Below are 20,507 nucleotides of genomic sequence, written 5' to 3' on the forward strand. Positions count from 1 at the left end.
ATGCCCATCCATCTCGAATGCCTCTCCCATACGCCGCTGCACGGCTACTTCGACCCGGCGCCGGCAGTGCTGGCCGAAGTCGAGCGGGTGCAGGCGCAGGCGCGGGCGCGCGTGGCGGCCTTCGACCCGGAGCTGGTCATCGCCTTCGCGCCCGACCACTACAACGGTTTCTTCTACGACCTGATGCCGCCGTTCTGCATCGGCGCCGCCGCCAGTGCGGTGGGCGACTTCCGCAGCCTGGCCGGCCCGCTGGACGTGCCGCGCGACACCGCGCTGGCGCTGGCCGAGGCCGTACTCGCCGCCGACATCGACGTGGCGCTGTCCTACCGCATGCAGGTCGACCACGGCTGCGCGCAGGGGCTGGAAGTGTTGACCGGCGGCCTCGACCGCTACCCCGTGATCCCAGTCTTCATCAATTCGGTAGCGGCGCCTATGGCCTCGTGCCGGCGCGCGCGGCTGCTGGGCGACGCCATCGGACGTTTTGCTTCCCGGCTGGGCAAGCGCGTGCTGGTAGTGGGCTCGGGCGGCATCTCGCACGAGCCGCCGGTGCCTGAGCTTGCCACCGCCAGCCCGGAGAACGCCGAGCGGCTGATCGCCGGGCGCAATCCCTCGCCCGAGTCGCGCGCCGCGCGGCAGGCCCGCACCATAGCCGCGGCGCGTGCCTTCACCGCCGGCGAGAGCGCCATGCACGCGCTCAACCCGGAATGGGACCAGGCCTTCCTGGCCACGCTGCAGCGTGGCGAGCTGACCGCCGTCGACGGCATGACCAATGCCGCCATCACGCGCGACGGCGGCAAGTCCGCCCACGAGATCCGCACCTGGATCGCGGCCTTCGCGGCGCTGGCGGCAGCCGGCCCCTACCGCGCGGAGATCGACTACTACCGCGCCATTCCCGAATGGATCGCCGGCTTTGCCGTGATGCACGCGGGGCAGGCCGGCTGAGGCCGGCCGCCACCCAAAGAACACCACCACAGGATGCCCCCGACATGACCCAGCAAGACACCATTGCCGCCCTGGCCGAGCGCCTGCGCCGCGCCGAGCAGGACCGCACGCCCATCGCCCCGCTGCGCGGCGAGATCGCTGCCGGCGACGCGGACACGGCCTACGCCGTCCAGCGTGCCAACGTCGCCTTCTGGCAGGCGCAGGGCCGGCGCGTGGTCGGCCGCAAGATCGGCCTGACCTCGCCGGCCGTGCAGCGCCAGCTCGGCGTCGACCAGCCTGACTTCGGCACGCTCTTCGCCGACATGGTGTTCGGCGACGACGAGCCCATTCCCGTGGCGCGCACGCTGCAGCCCAAGGTCGAAGCCGAGGTGGCGCTGGTGCTCAAGCACGACGTTAGCGCGGCCGATGCCACGCTGGTCGACCTGATCGGCGCGGTCGACTACGTGTTGCCCGCCATTGAAGTGGTGGGCAGCCGCATCGCCGACTGGAATATCGCCTATGTCGACACCGTGGCCGACAACGCCTCCAGCGGCCTGGTGGTGCTGGGTGCCGTGCCGGTGCAGCTGGCCGGGCTGGACCTGAAGGCCGTGCAGATGGAGATGTTCTGCGGCGATGAGCGCCTGTCGGCCGGCAAGGGCTCGGCCTGCCTCGGCCATCCCCTCAACGCCGCCGTGTGGCTGGCGCGCAAGCTGGCCTCGCTGGGCGACCCGCTGCGTGCCGGCGACCTGGTGCTGACCGGCGCGCTCGGCCCGATGGTGGCCGCCGAAGCGGGGCGGTGCTACGAGGCGCGCATCAGCGGCGTCGGCACCGTGCGCGCGAGTTTTGCCGCGGCCTGAGCGGGCCGCGCTTTCCACAGAGGGCCGAATTCACGGCCCCTTCCAACGAGAAACAGGAGACAAAGAGCATGCTGAGCTTCCAGCGAACCGTACTGTGCGCCGCCTTCGCGGCCGCCACCTGCCTGGCCGCCCCCGCCGCCAGCGCCGACACCTATCCCAGCCGCCCGCTCACCATGGTGGTGCCGTTCCCGGCCGGCGGCATCACCGACATGATCGCCCGCCAGCTCGCCCAGCAGATGCAGAACGGGCTGGGCAGGGCGGTAGTGGTGGAGAACCGTCCCGGCGGGGGCGGCCAGATCGCCGCGCAATCGGTCAAGCGTGCCGATGCCGACGGCTACACCGTGTTCGTCGCGGCCACCGAGATGTTCGCCATCAATCCGGGCCTGTACCGCAACTTTTCCTACGATCCGTTGAAGGACTTCAAGCCGGTCACGGCGCTGGCGACATCGCCGCTGGTGCTGGTGGTGCCCAAGACCAGCCCGGCCGGCTCGGTCAAGGACCTGATGGCGCTGTCGCGCAGCAAGGCCGGCGGCGTCAACTACGCCTCGCAGGGCATCGGCTCGATCGGCCACCTGCTGGGCGGCATGTTCGCAGAGAAGGCGGGCGGGCAATTCACTCACGTGGCCTACAAGGGCTCGGCTCCCGCGCTGCAGGACGTGATGGCGGGCCAGGTCGACATGATGTTCGACCCGGTCATCACCACCTCGCCGCTGATCCAGGGTGGCAAGGTCAAGCCCCTCGCCATCGCCGCGCCACGCCGCGCGGCCCAGCTCCCCGAAGTGCCGACGCTGGCCGAGCTCGGCGTGCCCGGCCTCGATGCCGGCGTGTGGTTCGGCATGGTGGTCAAGGCCGGCACGCCGGACGCCATCGTCAACCGGCTCAACGAGGAAGCGCGCAAGGCGCTGAAGGCGCCGGAGGTCACGCGGCGCTTCGCGGACCAGGGCCTGGAGGCAATGCCGATGACGCCGCAGCAGTTCGGCGCCTTCCTGCAGAGCGAGAGCGGGCGCTGGGCGCCGCTGGTGAAGGCGAGCGGGGCGGTGGTGGAGTGAGCATCAGGCAAGCTGGGCGAGCAGTCGGCCGCCGGCGGCCCGGAGATCGAGGTCTACCAGGCGCTGTGCGACTCGCCGCAGGCGCAGGTCAAGCGCAATGACCGCGGCGGCAAGGCCTGCACCTTCAGCATCAGCGCGCAGGTCTACCGCACGGACGGTCCATAGCCGCGGCGCGTCGGGCCGGGCTGCGCGCTCGCCTCCTCGGCTGGAGACGTCGCGGTGAGTGCCGCAACGCCTTCCTGGATGCCGTTCACCGATGCGGCCGGGATGGGTACGGGTGCGCCACCTGTCACCGACGCTGCCGAAAGCCCGGGCGCCGGCCCTTGCAGGGAAGTCCCGCTCAGGCCGATCTCCCCGAGCAGCGAGTCGATCAGCGGTGCGCGCGCGCGGTAGGTCAGCGCGGCGGACATGGCCTGCTCGGCGAGATTGCCATGTCCGTGCCCGCTGCCGTGCGCGGCCTCGCCGGCCAGGCTCGCGGCGCCGGCGCGGTTCAGCCCGTCCACCTGGATGATCTTGATGCCGTCGATGGCTTTCATGGGTGATCCCCGGGACCGGCACCCGGCGCGACGCCCCATGCCGGACCCGACGGGCCGTCGTGTGTTATTGCGCGCGCCGCAGCACGTAGTGTGGCGCCAGCGGGCCGGTCGGGCGGGTGCCGTCGCGGTACAGCATGATCACTTGGTTCTCGCCGATGAAATAGCGCTGGCTGTCGCCGGATGCGTCCAGGCGGATGGTGCTGCCGTCGGATTCCCAGCTGAACGTGCCGGACACCGTTTCGGGCTGCGTCTGGCGGTCCAGGTACAGGGTGGTGCGTTCGTAGCGGCCGTCCTGCATCAGCGTCAGGCGGGTGCGGATGCCGGGGCAGTCGGCGCAGGGCAGGATGCCATCATAGCTGCCGGGCCAGTCGAGCGAATTGCGGGCCGTGTGGATGTCCACGGGCACGGACCGGGCGGTAATGGGTTTGGAGGGAGCGCAGCCGGCGAGCAGGGCGACTGTCAGGGTGAAGATCAAGGTGGTTTTCATCATGGCCAATTTCAGCGCAGCGTGAACTCGGAATTCTGGGTTCCGAGATGTGCCCTATGGGGAATGACGAGCGACCGGATTGCCTGCCCAGGGGACCCGACACCGGTCAAGATTCGAACAGTCTGCGGAGGACGCCGCGCCCAGCATTGTAGTTGGCGACGGCAGCAACCAAGCCTGATCCCGCCGCCCCAAGATACATCAGCGCTTGCTCGGGGTTGGAGTCAGCATAGGCCCGCATGGCACTGATCACGTTGATGGCGGCGGCCAGCGTTTGCCCTCCCACGCCGAAGACGCAGATGCCCCATCGCCAACTGATGCGATTCCCCTTGTTCTTCAGCGCTTCGTTGTGCCGTGCTTCGGCAATGGTGCCGGCAACGACCGAAGCAATGAAGACCGTAGACGCGGCGATGGCCAGTGATCCCAAGCCGATCGTGAGAAACGGATTCAGGCGCAACAGATTCAAGCGAATTCTCCACGTTTAACAGTTCGCATCCTTTTTTGATTGAACGTCGAGATCGTTTGGATTGATCGCCAATGAGTGTTTCAGCGAACGCCATCAAATGCTGGGATTTTGGCTGGGTTGGAAGCACTGAAACTTGGGAACACTCTGAAATTCATCTTCAGAATCCTAGTTTTTTAGCAATCAGCGCGCTCTAACGCCGCAGACCGCACCGACTGGTGCAAACTAAGGGGTTCGTACTGGCGAGCAGCCAGCCCGTCCATCCCTGCGCAACTAGGGAGATTGCCTGCGTATGACTGTATTCCAAGGGGCCGGAGCCCTTCTTTCCCTGATCGCCATGTTTGGAGTGATCAACTACCGTTTCATCAAGTTGCCCGATACGCTGGGCATCACTGCGGTGGGCATCGTTGCCTGCCTGGGCCTCTCAGCCCTGGGCTTCGTTCATCCCGAACTGGTGGTGCAGGCGCGCAAGCTGGTCGCGCAGATCGATTTTCCGGATGTGGTGTTCCATGGGCTGCTCGGCCTGCTGCTGTTCGCCGGCGCTCTCCACGTCGATCTTTCCCGCATGCGCCAGCAGACGCGTGCCGTGATCCTGCTGGCCACCATCGGCGTGCTGATCTCGACCGGCGCAGCGGGCCTGGGCTTCTACTACATCGCACAGTGGCTCGGCCATCCGATCAGCCTGCTATGGTGCCTGGTGTTCGGCGCGCTGATCTCGCCGACAGACCCGATCGCGGTACTGAGCGTGCTAAAGAAGGCCGGTGCCCCGGCGAGCCTGGAAACCAAGATTGCGGGTGAATCGCTGTTCAATGACGGCACGGCCGTGGTGGCCTTCCTCACCCTGGTCGGCCTGGCAACCGGCGCCACCGAGTTCTCGGCCGCGCACGTGGCGACGTCGCTGGCACGCGAAGTGTTTGGCGCGCTCCTGCTGGGGGCCGTGCTCGGCTACGGCGCCTCGCTGCTGCTGCGCGGCATCGACAGTTATCCCGTGGAGATCCTCATCACCCTGGCGCTGGCCACGGCAGGATACGCCCTGGCAGAACTGGCACACGTATCCGCGCCGCTGTCGGTCGTCATCATGGGCCTGGTGATCGGCAACCATGGGGCGGCAACATCGATGTCCGAGAAGACACGGGAGCATCTGTTCAACTTCTGGGGCCTGCTGGACGAACTGCTCAATCTCGTCCTGTTCGGCCTGATCGGCCTGGAGATCATCGCGCTGTCGCTGCAACAGCATATCGTCTGGCTTGGCCTGGCTGCCATCCCGGTCGTGCTGCTGGCGCGCGCCGTCAGCGTGGCCGTGCCCCTGCTGGCCCTGCAGAGCTTTCGCCGGCTCAATCCGCACTCGGCGACCATCATGACTTGGGGAGGCCTGCGGGGCGGCATTTCGATCGCGCTGGCGCTGTCGCTGCCTGCTTTCCCTGGCCGCGAGGTGGTGATCGGCGTGGCCTATGTGGTGGTGGTGTTCAGCCTGCTGATCCAGGCCACCACGCTGGGTTATGTGGTCAGGCGCCTCAGCGCGCGCAGGGGTTTGAGCGCCGAGGCCGCGCTGCGAGTCTAGTCCGTCGCTGAAGGGGCGGTCGGCGCGCGGGAGCGCGAGGGCAGGGCGGCCCAACATCGCCGTCGGCCCGCATACGCGGCCGTCGCAGTAGCTCCGTACCGACGCCGCGCCCGCGGGCGCGACGATGTACCAGCATTTTCAGGGGTGAGCGGACCCGGCACCCGCCAAGCAGGAGCGGGCTGGCATGTCAGGACTGCTCAGGCCGCCTCACGGCTGCTTGCTGCCTGGAGGCGCTTGAGCCGCTCGGAGATGCGCTGCTCCTTCTGTATGACCTCCAGCCGCCGGAGCAGGGCTGCGTCGGCTCCGGCGTCGGCGGTGCCGAGGTCGGCCGCGCCGGTGGTGGCGGCCATGGCGTCGTGGCTTCCTTGTCCCAGTTGTGCGTCCCGCACGGCGCAGGCATCCGCGCCACGGCCGGCCGCCCGATGAGAGAGGAGGCTGGCAGCGGTCGCCGCTGCCAGCACTTGTGCCATCTGGTCGCATTTGGCGCGCAAGGCCAGTAGGTCGGATTGGATCTCGGCGCATCGCTGCGCCGCGTCGCACAGACGGGCATCGAGCGTGCCGAGCTGTTTTTCCAGGTCAATCCGGCGCGCCGTACTGGCGAGCGCCGCGGCTTCGTCCAGGTGCCTGCGCGTTGCGGCAATCTGTGCATCGAGCGTTTCCATATCGCGTTTGGCGTGCGCAATGGCCTGGACCGTCTGCCGCCTGGCGGTTTCATGATGCACCAGGCGCTGACTGGCCTTGAAGATAACTTCGTCGAACTCTCGAAGATACGGGTCGAGGACGGGTCGGCGCGCCACATTGTCCAATGAGCCGATCAGGGCGTGCACATCGGCGGCGAGCAGTCTGGCAATGCGATTGCCCATGCCTTCGGTTGTCATCGACGGCCCCTTCTGTTAGCGGCGACGCTCGTCGGTCGCTCCGCGATAGTCGAGCGGGGATTGTCGGGCGGCACAAAGGCCGCCGGAATCCGGATGCATCCCAAACGATGTGAGTCGATTCTGCAGCGTGTGCCGCACTGCCTGGCGCAGATGACCGAGATGGCGGCTGCCAGACTCGTGTGAGGCGTCTTTCTTATTGCATCCCTCGGGAGGCCGCATTCGAAGCTGCATTGTGTTCGATTGCCAACTATCGGCCTCATCGCTTAACCAAAACGGGTGATGCCGCAGCCCAATCCGGGGCGATAAGCTGGGCTGTCCCGCTCTGCTGGCTTTGAACACCCCACAAGGCGATGACCGGGCGATGGCTTGAGAAAGGGAGAATGGCGATGGCGAAGATTGTGAAAATGGCATCAGTGGCTGCAATCCTAACGATCCTTTGGTCCGCCTCCTTGGCGGCACCCGCTTCCAACGATGCAGCCGCAGGCGATCTAATTGCCAGGTCGCGTGCGGCTGAACATTCTGGCAACCTACCCGCCGCAATCAATCTTCTGAAGGAAGCACTGGAAATCCGGCCACGGGATGTCCGCGCAATTAACACTATCGCAGGACTTTACGGGAAACTTGGCCAGTTCCGCGAAGAGCTGGCATGGTCAAAGAAGGCCATAGAGATTGATCCAAACTTCAGCCTGGCTTATATCAATTATGGCAACGCACTGGGCGAGCTTGGCAGGCGCGCAGAGGCAAAGATTGCATTCCAAAGAGCTTCGCAATTGGATCCGACCTCGCCTTTTGGCCCATATAGTCTTGGCGTGCTCGCCGAACAGGGAAACGATTTTCAAAAGGCGATGGGCTTCTACAGAAGGTCAGTTGAAATAGATCCAACGTTTGAAGACGGCTATTTTAATCTTGCGGCAATGCTCGCGAATTTGAAACGATATGACGAAGCAAGTGTCGAGCTAAAGAAGCTGCTTGCTATTAATCCGAGAGCAAGAGACGCGAGGGCGATGCTAGATAGCATTGATCAAAGGCGCCGCACAAACTGACCATGAGCGCGCGGCCGAGATTGGGGGCGCCGGGCCAGGGGCTTGGAATGCTTGCGACCACCGCCATGGCTGGTCGCTCACTTTCAACACCGCGTCTATCTCAAGCATTCCAACGCAGCGCCAGCGTATCGTCCTCCGCGTCCACCACCTCCGTGCCAAGCGGCGCTCCCAGCTTCGACAGGGTGGTTCGCAGCCATTGCGCGCCTTCGGGGGGCGCGCGCCGCAGCTGCATGCGGTGGATCTGCATCGGTACCAGCCTGAGCTGGCGCAGGCAGCCGTCGGCGCAGTCGACCAGGGGCAGGTACATCAGGCAGAGATCGGGCCGGTAGTGCTCGTAGCCGCCGATGCCCTCATAGTCGTTGAGGAAGTCGCCGCAGCCGTAGATGACCAGCCGGCCGCGATATACCTCGATGCCCTTGACATGATGAGACGAGTGGCCGTGGATGATGTCGGCGCCGCCGGCATCGATCAGGCGCCGCGCGAAGGCTTGCTGTGCGTGCGGCGTGTCCATGTCCCAGTTGCCGCCCCAGTGCAAGGCGACCACCACGACGTCGCCGGCGCGCCGCGCCGCCTGGACATGGCTGGCGACGGTGTCCGCCGCGTGCTTGGAAAGCTCCGGCAGCGTGCTGACGCCGGCTTGCGTGGCGCCGGCCGCCCATTCCGGCGGCACGCCGCTGCTCGGCGCGCCGTAGGCGAACACCAGGATGCGCCGCTCCGGACCCAGCGGGATGACGGCGGGCGCGGCGGCCTCCTGCGCATCGCGTCCGGCACCGGCGGTGCTGATGTGCGCGGCATGCAGCACGGCCAGGGTTTCCTCGAGCCCGGTCCGTCCCCAGTCCAGCACATGGTTGTTGGCAAGCTCGCAGCAGTCGATGCCGGCGGCGGTCAGGCAGGGCAGGTTGGCCGGGTGCATGCGGTAGTGGATGCCCTTGTCGGGCTGCGCATCGTCGCTGGTGGTCACGGCCGTCTCCAGGTTGATGATGCGTGCCTGGGGCTGGAAGCGCGTGAGCAGCGCCAACGCATCGCCCCAGGGGTAGGCCGGGTCAACCGGCCGCCGCAGCGGGCCGTTGGCACGTTCGGCAAGCGCCACGTAGTCCAACGCTGACTTTACCCACGGTTCGTGCAGCCTCGGCTTGCCAGGATGCGGCAGGATCTGGTCGATGCCGCGTCCGGTCATCACATCCCCGCAAAGCAACAGGCGCACCCAACTGCCGGAGTCTGCGGAGCCGGCTGTCCGGGTGGGGCCGTCGTCGCTTGCTGGCATGGCGGACCTCCTTCGTTGCGGCGGGCCATGCATGCATTGTGCGCGCTTTCGCCCTGGCAGGCGCGCTTCGGTCAATGCGCTCAGCGCGCGCCCTGCTGGTGGCTGGCGACGAAGACTTCGATCAGGGCGATGGCCCGGCGGCACTGATCGAGGTCGAAGGCATGGAGGTTGCCAGATTCGTCTGACATTCCGAGCTGCGACGCAAGCCAGCGGATGCCCTTGGCGCGCGCCACGAACGCACTGCAGCCATCGCGCCGCATCTTGGCGGCGACCAGCGGTTCCAGGGCATGGTGCAGGTCGGACTTGGCCTGCCGCAGTTCCGCATCGGCCAGCCTGCCCAGGGGCAGGTGGCGCTTGCTGCGGGGATAGATGCCGATCCACGCTTCGCATGGCGCGCAAAGCCAGAGCGCGCCGCGGTCATCGCGATAGGGGTAGGCGGGCTCGCCGTACTGGACGAGCGCGGCCTTGGCGCCGCAATAGTCGCAGACGGGCTGCGGTGGCGCGGGAATGGGGCGGCCGACGCGCATGGGTAGTAGAGACTTCGTAATGGACAACCCGTCAATCGTAGCACGCGCGCTTGCCGCCCCACTGCGGGCGCTCGGCCGGGGCTTGCCGCCCCGGCTCCGCTTAGTGCCTCAATCAAGCGCCTCAGTCCAGCACGCGGCCCTTGGTTTCGGGCAGCAGCAGCACGGTGAGAATGACGATCGTATAAGCGCCGGTCGCGAACGCGCCGATCGCCCAGCCCAGGCCGTGGGTCTGGCTGAGGAAGCCGACCAGGCTGGGGAACAGCGCGCCGACGCCGCGGCCGAAGTTGTAGGCAAAGCCTTGCCCGTTGGCCCGCACTGCCGAGGGAAAGAGCTCGGTCAGGTAGGCGCCGATCCCGCTGAAGATGCCCGACGCGGCAAAGCCCAGCGGAAAACCGAGCACCAGCATCTGGTTGTTGGACAGCGGCACGAGGGTGTAGACGTACACGCTGACCGCGGACAGCACGGCGAAGATCAGCAGGTTGGCGCGGCGGCCCAGCTTGTCGGCCAGGTAGGCGCCCACGATATAGCCGCAGAACGAGCCGGCAATGATGACCATCAGATAGCCGCCGGTGTTGAGAACGGAGAGCTGACGCTCCGTCTTCAGGAAGGTCGGCAGCCAGGTGGTGATGGCGTAGTAGCCGCCTTGCATGCCGGTGCACAGCAGCGCGGTGACCGCCGTGGTCTTCAGCAGCGCCGGCGAGAAGATCGCCCAGAACGAGGGCCGCTCGGCCGAAGCCTCGACCTTGGCACGGGTACGCTGGAACACCTCGGGTTCGGGCACATGCTTGCGGATGTACACCACCAGGAAGGCCGGGGCTACGCCGATCCAGAACAGCGTACGCCAGGCCCACTCGGGCGGCAGGAACGAGAAGGCCAGCGTGTACAGAATGGCCGCGACGCCCCAGCCGACCGCCCAGCCGCTCTGCACCGTGCCCACCGCCTTGCCGCGGTGCTCGGCGCGCACGATCTCGCCCATCAGCACCGAGCCGACCGCCCATTCGCCGCCGAAGCCCAGGCCCTGCAAGGCGCGCAGCAGGAAGAGCTGCTCGAAGTTCTGCGTGAAGCCGATCGCCACCGTGCACGCCGAGAACCAGAGGATGGTGATCTGCAGGATGCGCACGCGCCCGTAGCGGTCCGCCAGGATGCCGGCCAGCCAGCCGCCGATCGCGGAGAACAGCAGCGTGACCGTGCCCAGCATGCCGGCCTGTCCTTTCTCGATGCCCCACAGATTGATGAGCGTGGAGATGACGAAGGTGAACACCATGAAATCCAGCGCGTCGATGGCCCAGCCACCGAAGGCGCCGATAAAGGTGCGGCGCTCCGTTGAATTCAGTTCCCTATACCATTGCATAGATTATCTCTCCAGGTAGTTGCTGGCCGGCGCCGATTGCGCGCGGGAGAAATACGGCCAGCGGGATGGCGGGCCAGCGTCAGAGGGCCGGGAAGCCGTACAGTCGCTGCGGGTTGCTGACCAGGACGCGCTGGCGCGCCTCGGCATCGGGCAGCCAGGCAGCCAGTTGGTTGCGCAGGCGGCCGGTATTGACCATGGGCGAGATATGCACATGCGGCCAGTCGCTGCCCCAGACCATGCGATCGGGCGCGGCGGCGAAGAGTGCCTGTGCCCACGGCGTGACGTCGGCGAAGGCGTCGAACTGCTGGCTGATGCGATAGGCGCCGGACAGCTTCACCCACCAGCCGTGGTCCTGCACCAGGTGGAGCAGCGCCTGGAAGCCCGGGCTCTGCAAGCCTTCGGCCACTGGCATATGGCCCATGTGGTCGACCACGCCCGGCACCGGCAGCTTGCGCATGCGCGGCTGCAAGGCCGGCAGCTCGCGCGCGTCCATCAGGAACTGCATGTGCCAGCCCAGGCCCTTGATGCGGTGCGCCAGGCTCTCCATCGCATCGAAGCCGATGCCGCCGCCGAACAGCACATTGATGCGCAGGCCGCGCACGCCGGCCGCGTGCATCTCTTCCAGCTCGCGGTCGCTCACCGTCGGCGCAACCACGCCGACGCCGCGCAGCCGGTCGGGGTGGCGGCGCAGTACCTCGAGCATATAGCGGTTGTCGGTGCCATAGACGCTGATCTGCACCAGCACCCCGCGCGACATGCCGTTGGTCTCCAGCATGCCCAGGTAGTCCGCCTCGGTGGCGGGATGCGGGGTGTAGCTGCGCTCGGGCACCATGGGGTAGGCCGTGGCGTCCGCGGCCACCACGTGCGCATGCGTGTCGCAGGCGCCGGGCGGAATCTCGAAGGCCGCGGCTTCCTGCTGCTCGCGGGGCAGCGGCGGCAGGCAGAAGGGGATGTCCGCGCCGGGGCGCGCTGTTGTTCCGTTCATGGGTATTCTCCGTTGCAGGCTAGCGGCGACGTGCGCGGTCCTGGGTGGCCGGCATGTCGCCCAAGGTGAAAGGCAGGGCAGCGTCCGCCTTGCCGGCGGTGGCGGTGGCGGCGGAGCCATGTTTCCATGTTTCCATAAAACAGAGGGTAAACGCCAGTTATTGATTTAAAAACGCGCGGAAAATTTTCTGGCTGTATTTCTATTATTTTTCTAATTATTCCATTGGGAATATCCAATTTGTGTTGGGAATGAGCTGAAGTTACCTTGGGATTTTTCTGGTATCGGAGGCGCGCCATTGAGTCAGAGCGATCGGCGCCGTGCCACAAGGGATGCGAAGCCTGGAACGATAAGAGCCCGCTTGAGTGTGGCCCTTCTACTGCCTAAGGATGATGCTCAAAACTCGCACAGGAGCGGGTACCCAGTCGATGATTCGACATGCGCAATGAGCACATGAATCAAAGCGACCTTGGTCAGGACCTACGCAACAGTCGCGCGCGCAAGCCTGATTCTCGACGAGATGGAGCGCGCTGTATGAGGCGGGATTTTTTGGCGCTGATTGCGCCGGCCAAGGCAACGGGCCGTCGGCCGTTCCCGGTCGACGTCACCCGGGCGGCGCGAGTCCTTTGATACTGGCGATTTCGGCAGCCGCCATTGAAAACCGTTCGCGGATGATTTCGAACGCGCGGGTAGTGGCTGGTGCCAGGGTACGGTCGCTATGCCGGACGATACCGAGCGTCAAATCCAGATCGAGAGTGGGGCTGACTGCAAGCTCAACAATGGATTGCGACCTGAGCGCAGGGAGCGCAGCAATGTCTGTCATCGGGACAATCGCGTCGGTCGACGCAACTATCTCAAGCACAGTGCCAAAGTCATCTGATATCAGTGCAAACTGGTCCGATACGGGTGTCGGCAAGCCGTAGAGCTGTGTGAGTCGCCGGCTCACGGAGGGTGCGATGTGCCCTGGCGCAAACAATGGATACTGCCGCATGTGGTCGACGTTGACACTTCCGCCGTTTGCCAGGGGGTGGCCGTGTCGGGCATACCAACCGAAGGTGCAGCGATAGATTGGCTCGGCCGTAAGATCGTCGCGCAATTCTGCCGCGTGGATGTCCCCCACGAAGAAATCGATTCGCTCGGCCAGCAAGGCATCCAGGAGTCGTTCGGACGTGTCGATGATGCTGCGCAGCCGTAATCCCGGCGAGGTGCGCAGGAGTTCAGCCAGCATCGGGCGCAAGATTGGCGCGGCGAGGGAGGATCCCATGCCGGTGGAGAACGTGCCAAGATCTCCCGCCTGCATCAGGCCGAGTGTGCGCAGACCTTCTCTTTCGTCGGAAAGCATGCGGCGCGCGCGAGGCGCATACGCGACTGCAAATGCCGTAGGGCGCAACCGCCTGTCGTTTCTGTCGAACAGCGGCACACCAAGCGCGTCTTCAAGGGCGCGGATGCTACGGGAAAGTGCTGGTTGGCTTAGATGTACCGTATCCGCCGCTGCGGCCAGCGAGCCGGTGTCCAGAAGAGCGAGAAAGTGGCGTAGTTGACGCGTATTCATGGCGAGGGTAGTCCACTTGCATAGGTTGCATGGTAATTAGAACTTACTTGCAATTTACACAAGTGGAAGCAGTCCGCAAACTGTGGCCGGATCGATTCTGACCGCCACCTCGCAATGCCTTCCGCTACCCAACTCAAGTCGCTTCGTCCGGTCGTGGCCATCATCACGGACCGCATCGAACTGTATAAGCACCCGGCTTACTCGGCGCTCAATGGCTATGTGCGCGCTATTTCTGAAGTCGCTGAGGCCCAACCGCTGCTGCTCCCCGCATGTGCCGAAGCGATTGATGCAGACACGCTGATTGACACCCTTGACGGCATTGTCCTGACTGGCGGCCCGTCCAATGTCGCCGCCGAGCGGTATGGGGCAGCGCCCCTGCCCGAGACGACGATGCAAGACCCCCATCGCGACGCGGCAGTGCTGGGTTTGCTGCCCGCATTGATTGAAGCGGGGATCCCGGTCCTTGGGGTTTGTCGCGGCTTCCAAGAGTTGAATGTCCTGTATGGGGGCACGCTTGAGCGCGCCGTCCACGACCAGCCCGGTCGCTTGGACCATCGGGAGGGCGATCACGCTCGCCCGCTGCAGCGCTGGTACGACGATAGCCACGAGATTCGCATCGCCCCGGGTGGCCGGCTTGCCGAACTTGCAGGTGCCTCGGCCATCGTCAACTCACTTCACCACCAGGGCGTCGAGCGGTTGGGCACTGGACTGCGCATCGAGGCGACAGCGCCAGACGGACTCGTCGAGGCATTTTCAATCGCTGGGGCATCGCAATTTACGCTGGCCGTGCAATGGCATCCGGAGATGCGCGTTGACGACTGCGCTTTGGCGAGGGCGATCTTCTCCGCATTTGGAAGCGCTTGTGCAGAACATCGAGCCGGGCGGATGGGAACGGCTCGTGCCGTCTGAAGACATAGCAATGCCAGAACCATATCAAGAACACCGAGGAGTCAAAGTGCAAGCAGAAATTCGTAATCTGTTTAGTCGAACATATGCGGAGGCGCGACAGAAGTTTCTGCAGGCCGCCGCATTCCGCGGCCTCTGCGTCGATTCCTATGAACTGCCGATCGCCGGCGCTGACGGAGAGGCGCTTGCCACCGATGTCGTGCTGGATGGCCTGGCGAACGCTTCGAAGCTAGTCGTCGTCATCAGTGGCGTGCATGGCGTGGAAGGCTACTGCGGCTCCGCCATCCAGACTGGTCTGCTCGGACTCGGTCCGGTGACTGAGCCTGACACCGCTGTCCTGTACATCCATGCGGTCAACCCTCACGGGTTCTCGCATTCGCGGCGGGAGACGCAGGAGAACGTCGACCTGAATCGCAATTTCATCGACTTCTCCGCTCCGCTGCCAGTCAATGGGCCTTATGCGGCGATCCATGAGTTGCTCCTGCCGACAGATTGGCCGCCGAGCGATGACAACGAGCTCACTCTCTTCCGGCTACGCAAGGATTGGGGCCCGAAAGGATTTCAGCGCGCTGTCGCGCTGGGCCAATATGAGTTTGCCGATGGCATGCATTTTGGCGGGCGTGAGCCCACGTGGAGCAACATGACGTTCCGCCAGATCCTCCAGCGCTATGCGCGGCATTGCCGGCATCTCGGTTCCATCGACGTCCATACCGGACTTGGGCCGTACAGCGTCGGAGAGCGCATCTTCGCCTGCCTTGACGAGGGAGCTTCATTGGACCGCGCTCGCCGCTGGTGGGGCGATGTGACCTCTGTTCATGCGGGCACTTCCAACAGCATCCCCATGACTGGGCCGATTCAGTTCGCGCTCTTCGATGAATGCTCGCAAGCCGTGCTAACCAATCTCTGCCTGGAGTTCGGTACGTACCCCACGCCGCAAGTCATTGGTGCGAGTCGTGCCGAACACTGGCTGCATCGCCATGGGTCCTCGGATCCGCTGCAGGCGGCAGCAATCCGTCAAACGCTCAAGGATGCCTTCTATCCGCAAGCTGACGATTGGCAACGAGCCATCTGGAAGCAAGGCCAGGACGTGTTCCTACAGACCATAAGGGGACTGCAGGAGAGCTGATTGCGTTGAACCCCTTACGTGGCCATTAATATTATTCCAAGGAGACATGATGCGTGCCACTAGTACGGCGTCTGCCCAGATGCTTGAGATTCGCCCGGAAATGGACTCGGGCGCGTCTGCTGCGCGTCCTGCTATCGGTCGAGCTGCTGTCGCTGCCGCAGTTGCGGGCAATGCCCTCGAGTTCTACGACTTCGTTATCTACGCGTACTTCGCCGTCTACATCGGTCGGGCCTTCTTCCCGGTTGGCGGTGATTTTGGCAGCTTGCTGCTGGCAGCTGCCACCTTCGGCGTAGGCTTCTTCACCCGCCCGCTCGGCGCTGTGCTGATTGGCGCGCTGGCTGACCGTGCCGGGCGCAAGCCGGCGATGATCTTGACCGTTGCGCTGATTACCTTCGGCACGCTTGGCATGGCCGCCACGCCAAGCTATGCCTCCATCGGCATCGCCGCCCCCGTCATTGTGGTGGCCTGCCGTTTGCTGCAAGGCCTGGCGCTTGGCGGAGAGGTGGGGCCTGCTACGGCGCTGCTCGTCGAGGCTGCGCCGCCGCATCGCCGCGCGCTGTACGCGAGCTGGCAGCTGGCGAGCCAGGGCATTGCCGTAGCGGTCGGCGGACTGCTGGGCGTTGCCGTGTCGCTGATGCTTTCGGCGCAGGATCTTGCAGCCTGGGGGTGGCGTATTCCCTTTGTCCTGAGCCTTGCGCTCGTGCCGGTGGCCCTGAAGATCCGCCGCAGCCTGCCTGAGACCTTTAAGGACAATACGCAGCGCAGCACCTCCGAGGTGGTCAGTGGCGTGATGAAGTCGCACCGGCGCTATGTCGTGCTGGGTGTACTGATGACGCTGTCCGCCGCCGTGGCATCGCAGATTGGCAACTACATGACCACCTATGCGATCCAGACTCTGCACCTGCCGGCCGCGCTTGCGCAGACGAGTGCGCTGGTTGGTGGCGTGATGACGTTCGCGTTCGGTCTTGTCGGAGGCTGGTTGAGCGACTGGCGCGGTCGGAAGATTGTGTTGCTTGCGCCGCGCGTGGTCCTGATGCTGTTGATCGTGCCGATGTTCTGGTGGCTCGGCGCAGCGCCCGGTGCCGTCAGCTTCCTGACCGTGACCGCTGTCATCGCCTCGCTCACAGCCATGAGTGCCGCGGCATCGCTTGTCGTGATTCCCGAGTTGCTGCCGGCTGCCTTTCGCAGCATTGGTGTTTCCCTGGTCTACGCAATTGGAACAACGCTGTTTGGCGGCACCACGCAGTTCGTGGTGACCGGACTTCTGGCCTGGACAAATAACCCCAACTCGCCGGCCTGGTACCTCGCGGGGACTAGCGTCATCAGCCTTGTTGCCATCTGGCTATTGCCCGAAACGCACGGCACCGACATCTCCGAATAAGGCTTGTCCGCCATCGGGGCCTGAGTTCGCCCCGAATCCTCAATTTGCAAGCAATGCCAATGCTGCGGTAGCTCGGCGGCAGGGGGCTCCTGCGCTCTTCAGTCGGACGACTCCCGAACGGGCCTTGGCATTTGTTTGCAAGTTCCGAGCAGTACGCAGTTCCGTGGGTACGAGCCATGCCTTGTTGGGGGGAATCTCAAGTCGGCATTGGAAGCATTTGACTGATGAGTTAAGAGAAGCAAGATAAACCATGAAACGAGTCTTTTTTGCGACGGCAGCATTGGGCTTCATCGGTTGCGCACACGCCCAGTCGAGCGTGACGCTCTATGGTGTAGCGGATGTCAACATCGAGTATGTGAGCCACCTTGGATCTCAGCCGCCGACGCCTGCCAACAACTTCAACGCTGGTCAGGGCGGCAATGCCTTCCGAATGTCTTCGGGTGGTCTGTCCAGCTCGCGCTGGGGCCTGCGCGGTGTGGAGGACCTCGGCAACGGCACCAAGGCCGTGTACGTCCTTGAAAGCGGGTTCAGCATCGACAGCGGTGTGATGTCACAAGGCCGCTTGTTCGGTCGCCAGGCGTACGTTGGTCTGGACAGCCGCTACGGCCAGGTGATGTTCGGACGCCAGTACACGTCGCTGTTCCAGATCATGGCCAACTACTCGCCCACGGCCTACGCGGTTCAATACGAGCCTGTGGTGGCCTTTGCGGGGGCGAACCTTCGGGAAGACAACACCGCCAAATACGTGGGCACCTTCGGTCCCGTGACCGCGATTGCGCACTGGTCGTTCGGCACCGGCGTCGCACTGCCCGGCACCAGTCAAGGGGCACCGAATGTCGGCGGCAACGGTGAAGTACCTGGGCAGTTCCGTCGCGATTCTGCCTACGGCCTTGGTATGGAGTATGCTGCCGGTCCGTTCGGCGCGGCCGTGGCATATGACCAGTACAATCCGAGCCTCAGCTCGGCTACCGGGGCCTTTGTCGGTACCGGTTCGTTCAAGAAGGCAGCGATTGGTGCCAGCTATACCATTGGCAATACTGCCAAGATCATGGGTGGCTATCGTTGGGGCCAGAACAAGGCGCAGGACGGCTCCTTGGTCGTACGCGACGACTACTTCTGGATCGGCGGCAACTATCAGGTCACCCCCGCGCTCGGTCTGACGTTGGAATACAGCTATGACAATGTGAAGAACCTGCTGGGCCAGACGCACCTGGCCAACCCCTGGCAGGTCTCCTTCATCGCTGACTATGCCCTGTCCAAGCGCACGGACCTTTATCTGACTACGGCGTTCTCGAAGAATGCCGGCCTGAACCTCGATACCTCGGCAATCAGCTTCGCCAACGGCTACTTCCTGGCAAGTGGCCAAAGCACGATGCTCGGCGCCGCTGTCGGTATTCGTCACAAGTTCTAAATGGCAGGGAGTCAGCGAGGTCTTTGGCCTTCCGGTTCCTTGTGGCGCCGTGGGCGGCGGCGCCCGGCTAGACGAAGGTAGTCATTGCCGGACGGCCGTGCGCCGTCGCCTACTTCAGGTCGGCAAAACGCTTGCCCTGTGCCACCAGGTCTTCCAGCAGCCTGGCAGGCTTGAAGTCGGCGCCCAGTTCGGCTTCGAAGCGCTTCATCGCGGCCAGCACCTTGTCCAGGCCGATGGTGTCGGCATAGCACATCGGGCCGCCGCGGTAGACCGGCCAGCCATAGCCGTTGACCCAGACCACGTCGATGTCGGAGGCGCGGATCGCCTTGCCTTCCTGCAGGATCTTGGCGCCCTCGTTGATCATCGGGTAGACGCAGCGTTCCAGGATCTCCTGGTCAGACACCGTGCGGCTCACCTTGCCCTGCTTGGCGGCGAAGTCGCGGATGATCTGCTCCACGACCGGCGACGGCTTGGCATTGCGCTTCTCGTCGTAGTCATAGTAGCCGGCACCGCTCTTCTGGCCGCGGCGGTCCATCTCGCACAGGATCTCGCGCAGCGTGGCGCTGCGTGACTTCTCGCGCGTCCAGCCCAGGTCCAGGCCGGCCAGGTCGCTCATGGCGAACGGGCCCATCGGGAAGCCGAACTGGTAGAGCACGCGGTCGATGTCCCAGGGCAGGGCGCCTTCCAGCACCAGTTTCTGGGCCTCGCGCTGGCGCTGGGCCAGCATGCGGTTGCCGACGAAACCCGGGCAGACGCCCACCAGCGCGGCGATCTTGCCGATCTTGCGCGCCAGCTCCATCGCGGTGCGGATCACCGGCTTGGAGGTCTTGTCGCCGCGCACCACCTCGAGCAGCTTCATCACGTTGGCCGGCGAGAAGAAGTGCAGCCCGATCACGGCCTCGGGCCGCGAGGTGGACGCTGCGATCTCGTTGACGTCCAGCGCCGAGGTGTTGGTGGCGAGGATGGCGCCCGGCTTGACGATCTTGTCGAGCTTGCCGAAGACTTCCTTCTTCACGCCCATGTCCTCGTACACGGCCTCGATCACCAGGTCCACGTCGGCCAGCTGCGCCAGGTCCAGCGAAGGCGTCAGCAGCGCCATGCGCTTGTCGACGTCGGCGGCGCTCAGGCGGCCCTTCTTGGCGGTGTTGTCGTAGTTGGCGCGGATGGTGCGCAGGCCGCGCTCGAGCGCTTCCGGGGCTGTCTCGACGATGGTGACCGGAATGCCCGCGTTGAGGAAGTTCATGGCGATGCCGCCGCCCATGGTGCCGGCGCCGACGATGCCCACGCGCTTGACCGGGATCAGCGGCGTGTCGGCCGGCACATCCGGCAGGTTCCAGACCTGGCGCGAGGCGAAGAAGTAGTAGCGCTGGGCGGCGGACTGGGTGCCGTTCATCAGTTCCAGGAACAGCTTGCGCTCGGTGGCCAGGCCTTCGTTGAAGGGCTGGTTGACCGCTGCCTCGATGCAGCGGATGTTGTACTCCGGCGCGTCGAAGCCGCGGAAGCGGCGGGCGTTGGCACGGCGGAACTCGGCGAACAGCTCGGGTTTTCCGCGCCCGGCCTCCACCTTCTCGTTCATCTCGCGCACCTTGCGCAGCGGGCGTCCCTCGGCGATCACCCGGCGGGTGAAGGCGATGGCATCGGCGCGCAGCGAGGCGTCGTCGCTCAGCGCGTCGACCAGGCCCATCTCAGCGGCCGCCGGTGCCGGCACGTGCTCGCCGGAGGTGACCATCTCCAGTGCGCGCGCCGCGCCCACGATGCGCGGCAGGCGCTGGGTGCCGCCGGCGCCGGGCAGCAGGCCGAGCTTGACCTCCGGCAGGCCGCACTTGGCCGAGCGCGCGGCCACGCGGTAGTGGCACACCAGCGCCACTTCCAGTCCACCGCCCAGCGCAGTGCCGTGGATGGCGGCGACGACGGGCTTGGGCGCATCCTCGATCAGCGCCTGCACTTCCTGCAGGGCGGGGCCGGCCGGCGGCTTGCCGAACTCGGTGATGTCGGCGCCGGCGATAAAGGTCTTGCCGGCACAGATCAGCACGATGCCCTTGACGCCGTCGTCGGCGATGGCGCGCACGACGCCGTCGCGGATGCCGGCGCGCACGGTGGCGGACAGTGCATTGACGGGCGGGGAATCCAGCGTGAGGACGGCGATGCCGTCTTCGATCTCGAGGGTGGTGACGGCGTTGATGGTGGTCATGCGGTGTCTCCTGGATGCGGTGCG

General features: G+C 65.1%; 19 protein-coding genes and 1 pseudogene. 10 read left to right on the forward strand and 10 right to left on the reverse strand.

Annotated features, from left to right (window positions below):
* The 3 genes from AC1Z3O_RS23490 (at position 1) to AC1Z3O_RS23500 (ending at position 2,827) form a co-directional block, all read left to right on the forward strand.
* On the forward strand, positions 1 to 942 hold the full coding sequence (locus AC1Z3O_RS23490; protein ID WP_483518271.1) for a 3-carboxyethylcatechol 2,3-dioxygenase: 942 nt from the start codon (positions 1 to 3) through the stop codon (positions 940 to 942).
* A 44-nt stretch (positions 943 to 986) separates the two neighbouring features.
* Positions 987 to 1,778, forward strand: a complete 792-nt coding sequence (mhpD, locus tag AC1Z3O_RS23495) for a 2-keto-4-pentenoate hydratase (protein ID WP_483518272.1) — start codon at positions 987 to 989, stop codon at positions 1,776 to 1,778.
* A gap of 68 nt (positions 1,779 to 1,846) precedes the next feature.
* The gene (locus tag AC1Z3O_RS23500) at positions 1,847 to 2,827 is read left to right on the forward strand and encodes a Bug family tripartite tricarboxylate transporter substrate binding protein (protein ID WP_483518273.1); all 981 of its coding nucleotides are present in this window, start codon (positions 1,847 to 1,849) and stop codon (positions 2,825 to 2,827) included.
* A gap of 143 nt (positions 2,828 to 2,970) precedes the next feature.
* On the opposite strand, the gene AC1Z3O_RS23505 is transcribed toward AC1Z3O_RS23500, so the two are convergent.
* The 3 genes from AC1Z3O_RS23505 to AC1Z3O_RS23515 all read right to left on the reverse strand — a co-directional run bounded on the left by AC1Z3O_RS23505 (position 2,971) and on the right by AC1Z3O_RS23515 (position 4,313).
* On the reverse strand, positions 2,971 to 3,363 hold the full coding sequence (locus AC1Z3O_RS23505; RefSeq protein WP_483518274.1) for a flotillin domain-containing protein: 393 nt from the start codon (positions 3,361 to 3,363) through the stop codon (positions 2,971 to 2,973).
* A gap of 64 nt (positions 3,364 to 3,427) precedes the next feature.
* Positions 3,428 to 3,853, reverse strand: a complete 426-nt coding sequence (locus AC1Z3O_RS23510) for a copper resistance protein NlpE (RefSeq protein WP_483518275.1) — start codon at positions 3,851 to 3,853, stop codon at positions 3,428 to 3,430.
* A 103-nt stretch (positions 3,854 to 3,956) separates the two neighbouring features.
* Complete coding sequence (locus AC1Z3O_RS23515) at positions 3,957 to 4,313, reverse strand: hypothetical protein (protein ID WP_483518276.1); 357 nt, start codon at positions 4,311 to 4,313, stop codon at positions 3,957 to 3,959.
* A 289-nt stretch (positions 4,314 to 4,602) separates the two neighbouring features.
* Here AC1Z3O_RS23515 and AC1Z3O_RS23520 point away from each other — a divergent pair, with 289 nt between their 5' ends.
* Positions 4,603 to 5,871, forward strand: a complete 1,269-nt coding sequence (locus AC1Z3O_RS23520) for a cation:proton antiporter (RefSeq protein WP_483518277.1) — start codon at positions 4,603 to 4,605, stop codon at positions 5,869 to 5,871.
* Positions 5,872 to 6,068: 197 nt separating this feature from the next.
* On the opposite strand, the gene AC1Z3O_RS23525 is transcribed toward AC1Z3O_RS23520, so the two are convergent.
* Positions 6,069 to 6,749 (reverse strand): PspA/IM30 family protein, encoded by a 681-nt coding sequence (locus AC1Z3O_RS23525; protein ID WP_483518278.1) that lies wholly within the window; start codon positions 6,747 to 6,749, stop codon positions 6,069 to 6,071.
* A gap of 386 nt (positions 6,750 to 7,135) precedes the next feature.
* Between AC1Z3O_RS23525 and AC1Z3O_RS23530 the strand changes: the two genes are divergently transcribed.
* The gene (locus AC1Z3O_RS23530; RefSeq protein ID WP_483518279.1) at positions 7,136 to 7,792 is read left to right on the forward strand and encodes a tetratricopeptide repeat protein; all 657 of its coding nucleotides are present in this window, start codon (positions 7,136 to 7,138) and stop codon (positions 7,790 to 7,792) included.
* Between the two features lie 100 nt (positions 7,793 to 7,892).
* Here AC1Z3O_RS23530 and AC1Z3O_RS23535 read toward each other — a convergent pair whose 3' ends face one another.
* The 4 genes from AC1Z3O_RS23535 to AC1Z3O_RS23550 all read right to left on the reverse strand — a co-directional run bounded on the left by AC1Z3O_RS23535 (position 7,893) and on the right by AC1Z3O_RS23550 (position 11,919).
* On the reverse strand, positions 7,893 to 9,056 hold the full coding sequence (locus AC1Z3O_RS23535; RefSeq protein WP_483518280.1) for a CapA family protein: 1,164 nt from the start codon (positions 9,054 to 9,056) through the stop codon (positions 7,893 to 7,895).
* 80 nt (positions 9,057 to 9,136) lie between these two features.
* A complete protein-coding gene (locus AC1Z3O_RS23540; RefSeq protein WP_483518281.1) occupies positions 9,137 to 9,583 on the reverse strand; it encodes a zinc-finger-containing protein in 447 nt (148 codons plus the stop codon).
* Positions 9,584 to 9,704: 121 nt separating this feature from the next.
* On the reverse strand, positions 9,705 to 10,934 hold the full coding sequence (locus tag AC1Z3O_RS23545; RefSeq protein WP_483518282.1) for an MFS transporter: 1,230 nt from the start codon (positions 10,932 to 10,934) through the stop codon (positions 9,705 to 9,707).
* 79 nt (positions 10,935 to 11,013) lie between these two features.
* Positions 11,014 to 11,919 (reverse strand): amidohydrolase family protein, encoded by a 906-nt coding sequence (locus tag AC1Z3O_RS23550; RefSeq protein ID WP_483518283.1) that lies wholly within the window; start codon positions 11,917 to 11,919, stop codon positions 11,014 to 11,016.
* A 450-nt stretch (positions 11,920 to 12,369) separates the two neighbouring features.
* Here AC1Z3O_RS23550 and AC1Z3O_RS23555 point away from each other — a divergent pair.
* Positions 12,370 to 12,519, forward strand: a pseudogene (locus AC1Z3O_RS23555) (IS5/IS1182 family transposase); the annotation flags it as partial.
* Position 12,520: 1 nt separating this feature from the next.
* Here AC1Z3O_RS23555 and AC1Z3O_RS23560 read toward each other — a convergent pair.
* A complete protein-coding gene (locus tag AC1Z3O_RS23560; protein ID WP_483518284.1) occupies positions 12,521 to 13,468 on the reverse strand; it encodes a LysR family transcriptional regulator in 948 nt (315 codons plus the stop codon).
* A gap of 114 nt (positions 13,469 to 13,582) precedes the next feature.
* Between AC1Z3O_RS23560 and AC1Z3O_RS23565 the strand changes: the two genes are divergently transcribed.
* The 4 genes from AC1Z3O_RS23565 to AC1Z3O_RS23580 all read left to right on the forward strand — a co-directional run bounded on the left by AC1Z3O_RS23565 (position 13,583) and on the right by AC1Z3O_RS23580 (position 18,292).
* Positions 13,583 to 14,377, forward strand: coding sequence for a gamma-glutamyl-gamma-aminobutyrate hydrolase family protein (locus AC1Z3O_RS23565; protein WP_483518285.1), 795 nt, complete (start codon positions 13,583 to 13,585; stop codon positions 14,375 to 14,377).
* 46 nt (positions 14,378 to 14,423) lie between these two features.
* Positions 14,424 to 15,500, forward strand: coding sequence for a M14 family metallopeptidase (locus AC1Z3O_RS23570; RefSeq protein ID WP_483518286.1), 1,077 nt, complete (start codon positions 14,424 to 14,426; stop codon positions 15,498 to 15,500).
* Positions 15,501 to 15,579: 79 nt separating this feature from the next.
* Complete coding sequence (locus tag AC1Z3O_RS23575; RefSeq protein WP_483518287.1) at positions 15,580 to 16,881, forward strand: MFS transporter; 1,302 nt, start codon at positions 15,580 to 15,582, stop codon at positions 16,879 to 16,881.
* Positions 16,882 to 17,131: 250 nt separating this feature from the next.
* Positions 17,132 to 18,292, forward strand: coding sequence for a porin (locus AC1Z3O_RS23580; RefSeq protein WP_483518288.1), 1,161 nt, complete (start codon positions 17,132 to 17,134; stop codon positions 18,290 to 18,292).
* 109 nt (positions 18,293 to 18,401) lie between these two features.
* Here the strand turns inward: AC1Z3O_RS23580 and AC1Z3O_RS23585 are convergent, their stop codons facing one another.
* Positions 18,402 to 20,483 (reverse strand): 3-hydroxyacyl-CoA dehydrogenase NAD-binding domain-containing protein, encoded by a 2,082-nt coding sequence (locus AC1Z3O_RS23585; RefSeq protein ID WP_483518289.1) that lies wholly within the window; start codon positions 20,481 to 20,483, stop codon positions 18,402 to 18,404.
* Between the last annotated feature and the right edge of the window lie 24 nt (positions 20,484 to 20,507).

This window comes from Cupriavidus sp. 09_S30 (assembly GCF_056930435.1).

What these genes read in the sequence shown, in the direction of transcription:
- AC1Z3O_RS23530 (WP_483518279.1), top strand. Translation starts at nt 7,136, where the DNA reads ATGGCGAAGATTGTGAAAATGGCATCAGTGGCTGCAATCCTAACGATC.
- AC1Z3O_RS23565 (WP_483518285.1), top strand. Translation starts at nt 13,583, where the DNA reads ATGCCTTCCGCTACCCAACTCAAGTCGCTTCGTCCGGTCGTGGCCATC.
- AC1Z3O_RS23500 (WP_483518273.1), top strand. Translation starts at nt 1,847, where the DNA reads ATGCTGAGCTTCCAGCGAACCGTACTGTGCGCCGCCTTCGCGGCCGCC.
- AC1Z3O_RS23580 (WP_483518288.1), top strand. Translation starts at nt 17,132, where the DNA reads ATGAAACGAGTCTTTTTTGCGACGGCAGCATTGGGCTTCATCGGTTGC.
- mhpD (WP_483518272.1), top strand. Translation starts at nt 987, where the DNA reads ATGACCCAGCAAGACACCATTGCCGCCCTGGCCGAGCGCCTGCGCCGC.
- AC1Z3O_RS23490 (WP_483518271.1), top strand. Translation starts at nt 1, where the DNA reads ATGCCCATCCATCTCGAATGCCTCTCCCATACGCCGCTGCACGGCTAC.
- AC1Z3O_RS23575 (WP_483518287.1), top strand. Translation starts at nt 15,580, where the DNA reads ATGCTTGAGATTCGCCCGGAAATGGACTCGGGCGCGTCTGCTGCGCGT.
- AC1Z3O_RS23540 (WP_483518281.1), bottom strand. Translation starts at nt 9,583, where the DNA reads ATGCGCGTCGGCCGCCCCATTCCCGCGCCACCGCAGCCCGTCTGCGAC.
- AC1Z3O_RS23585 (WP_483518289.1), bottom strand. Translation starts at nt 20,483, where the DNA reads ATGACCACCATCAACGCCGTCACCACCCTCGAGATCGAAGACGGCATC.
- AC1Z3O_RS23520 (WP_483518277.1), top strand. Translation starts at nt 4,603, where the DNA reads ATGACTGTATTCCAAGGGGCCGGAGCCCTTCTTTCCCTGATCGCCATG.
- AC1Z3O_RS23560 (WP_483518284.1), bottom strand. Translation starts at nt 13,468, where the DNA reads ATGAATACGCGTCAACTACGCCACTTTCTCGCTCTTCTGGACACCGGC.
- AC1Z3O_RS23510 (WP_483518275.1), bottom strand. Translation starts at nt 3,853, where the DNA reads ATGATGAAAACCACCTTGATCTTCACCCTGACAGTCGCCCTGCTCGCC.
- AC1Z3O_RS23525 (WP_483518278.1), bottom strand. Translation starts at nt 6,749, where the DNA reads ATGACAACCGAAGGCATGGGCAATCGCATTGCCAGACTGCTCGCCGCC.
- AC1Z3O_RS23505 (WP_483518274.1), bottom strand. Translation starts at nt 3,363, where the DNA reads ATGAAAGCCATCGACGGCATCAAGATCATCCAGGTGGACGGGCTGAAC.
- AC1Z3O_RS23550 (WP_483518283.1), bottom strand. Translation starts at nt 11,919, where the DNA reads ATGAACGGAACAACAGCGCGCCCCGGCGCGGACATCCCCTTCTGCCTG.
- AC1Z3O_RS23545 (WP_483518282.1), bottom strand. Translation starts at nt 10,934, where the DNA reads ATGCAATGGTATAGGGAACTGAATTCAACGGAGCGCCGCACCTTTATC.
- AC1Z3O_RS23535 (WP_483518280.1), bottom strand. Translation starts at nt 9,056, where the DNA reads ATGCCAGCAAGCGACGACGGCCCCACCCGGACAGCCGGCTCCGCAGAC.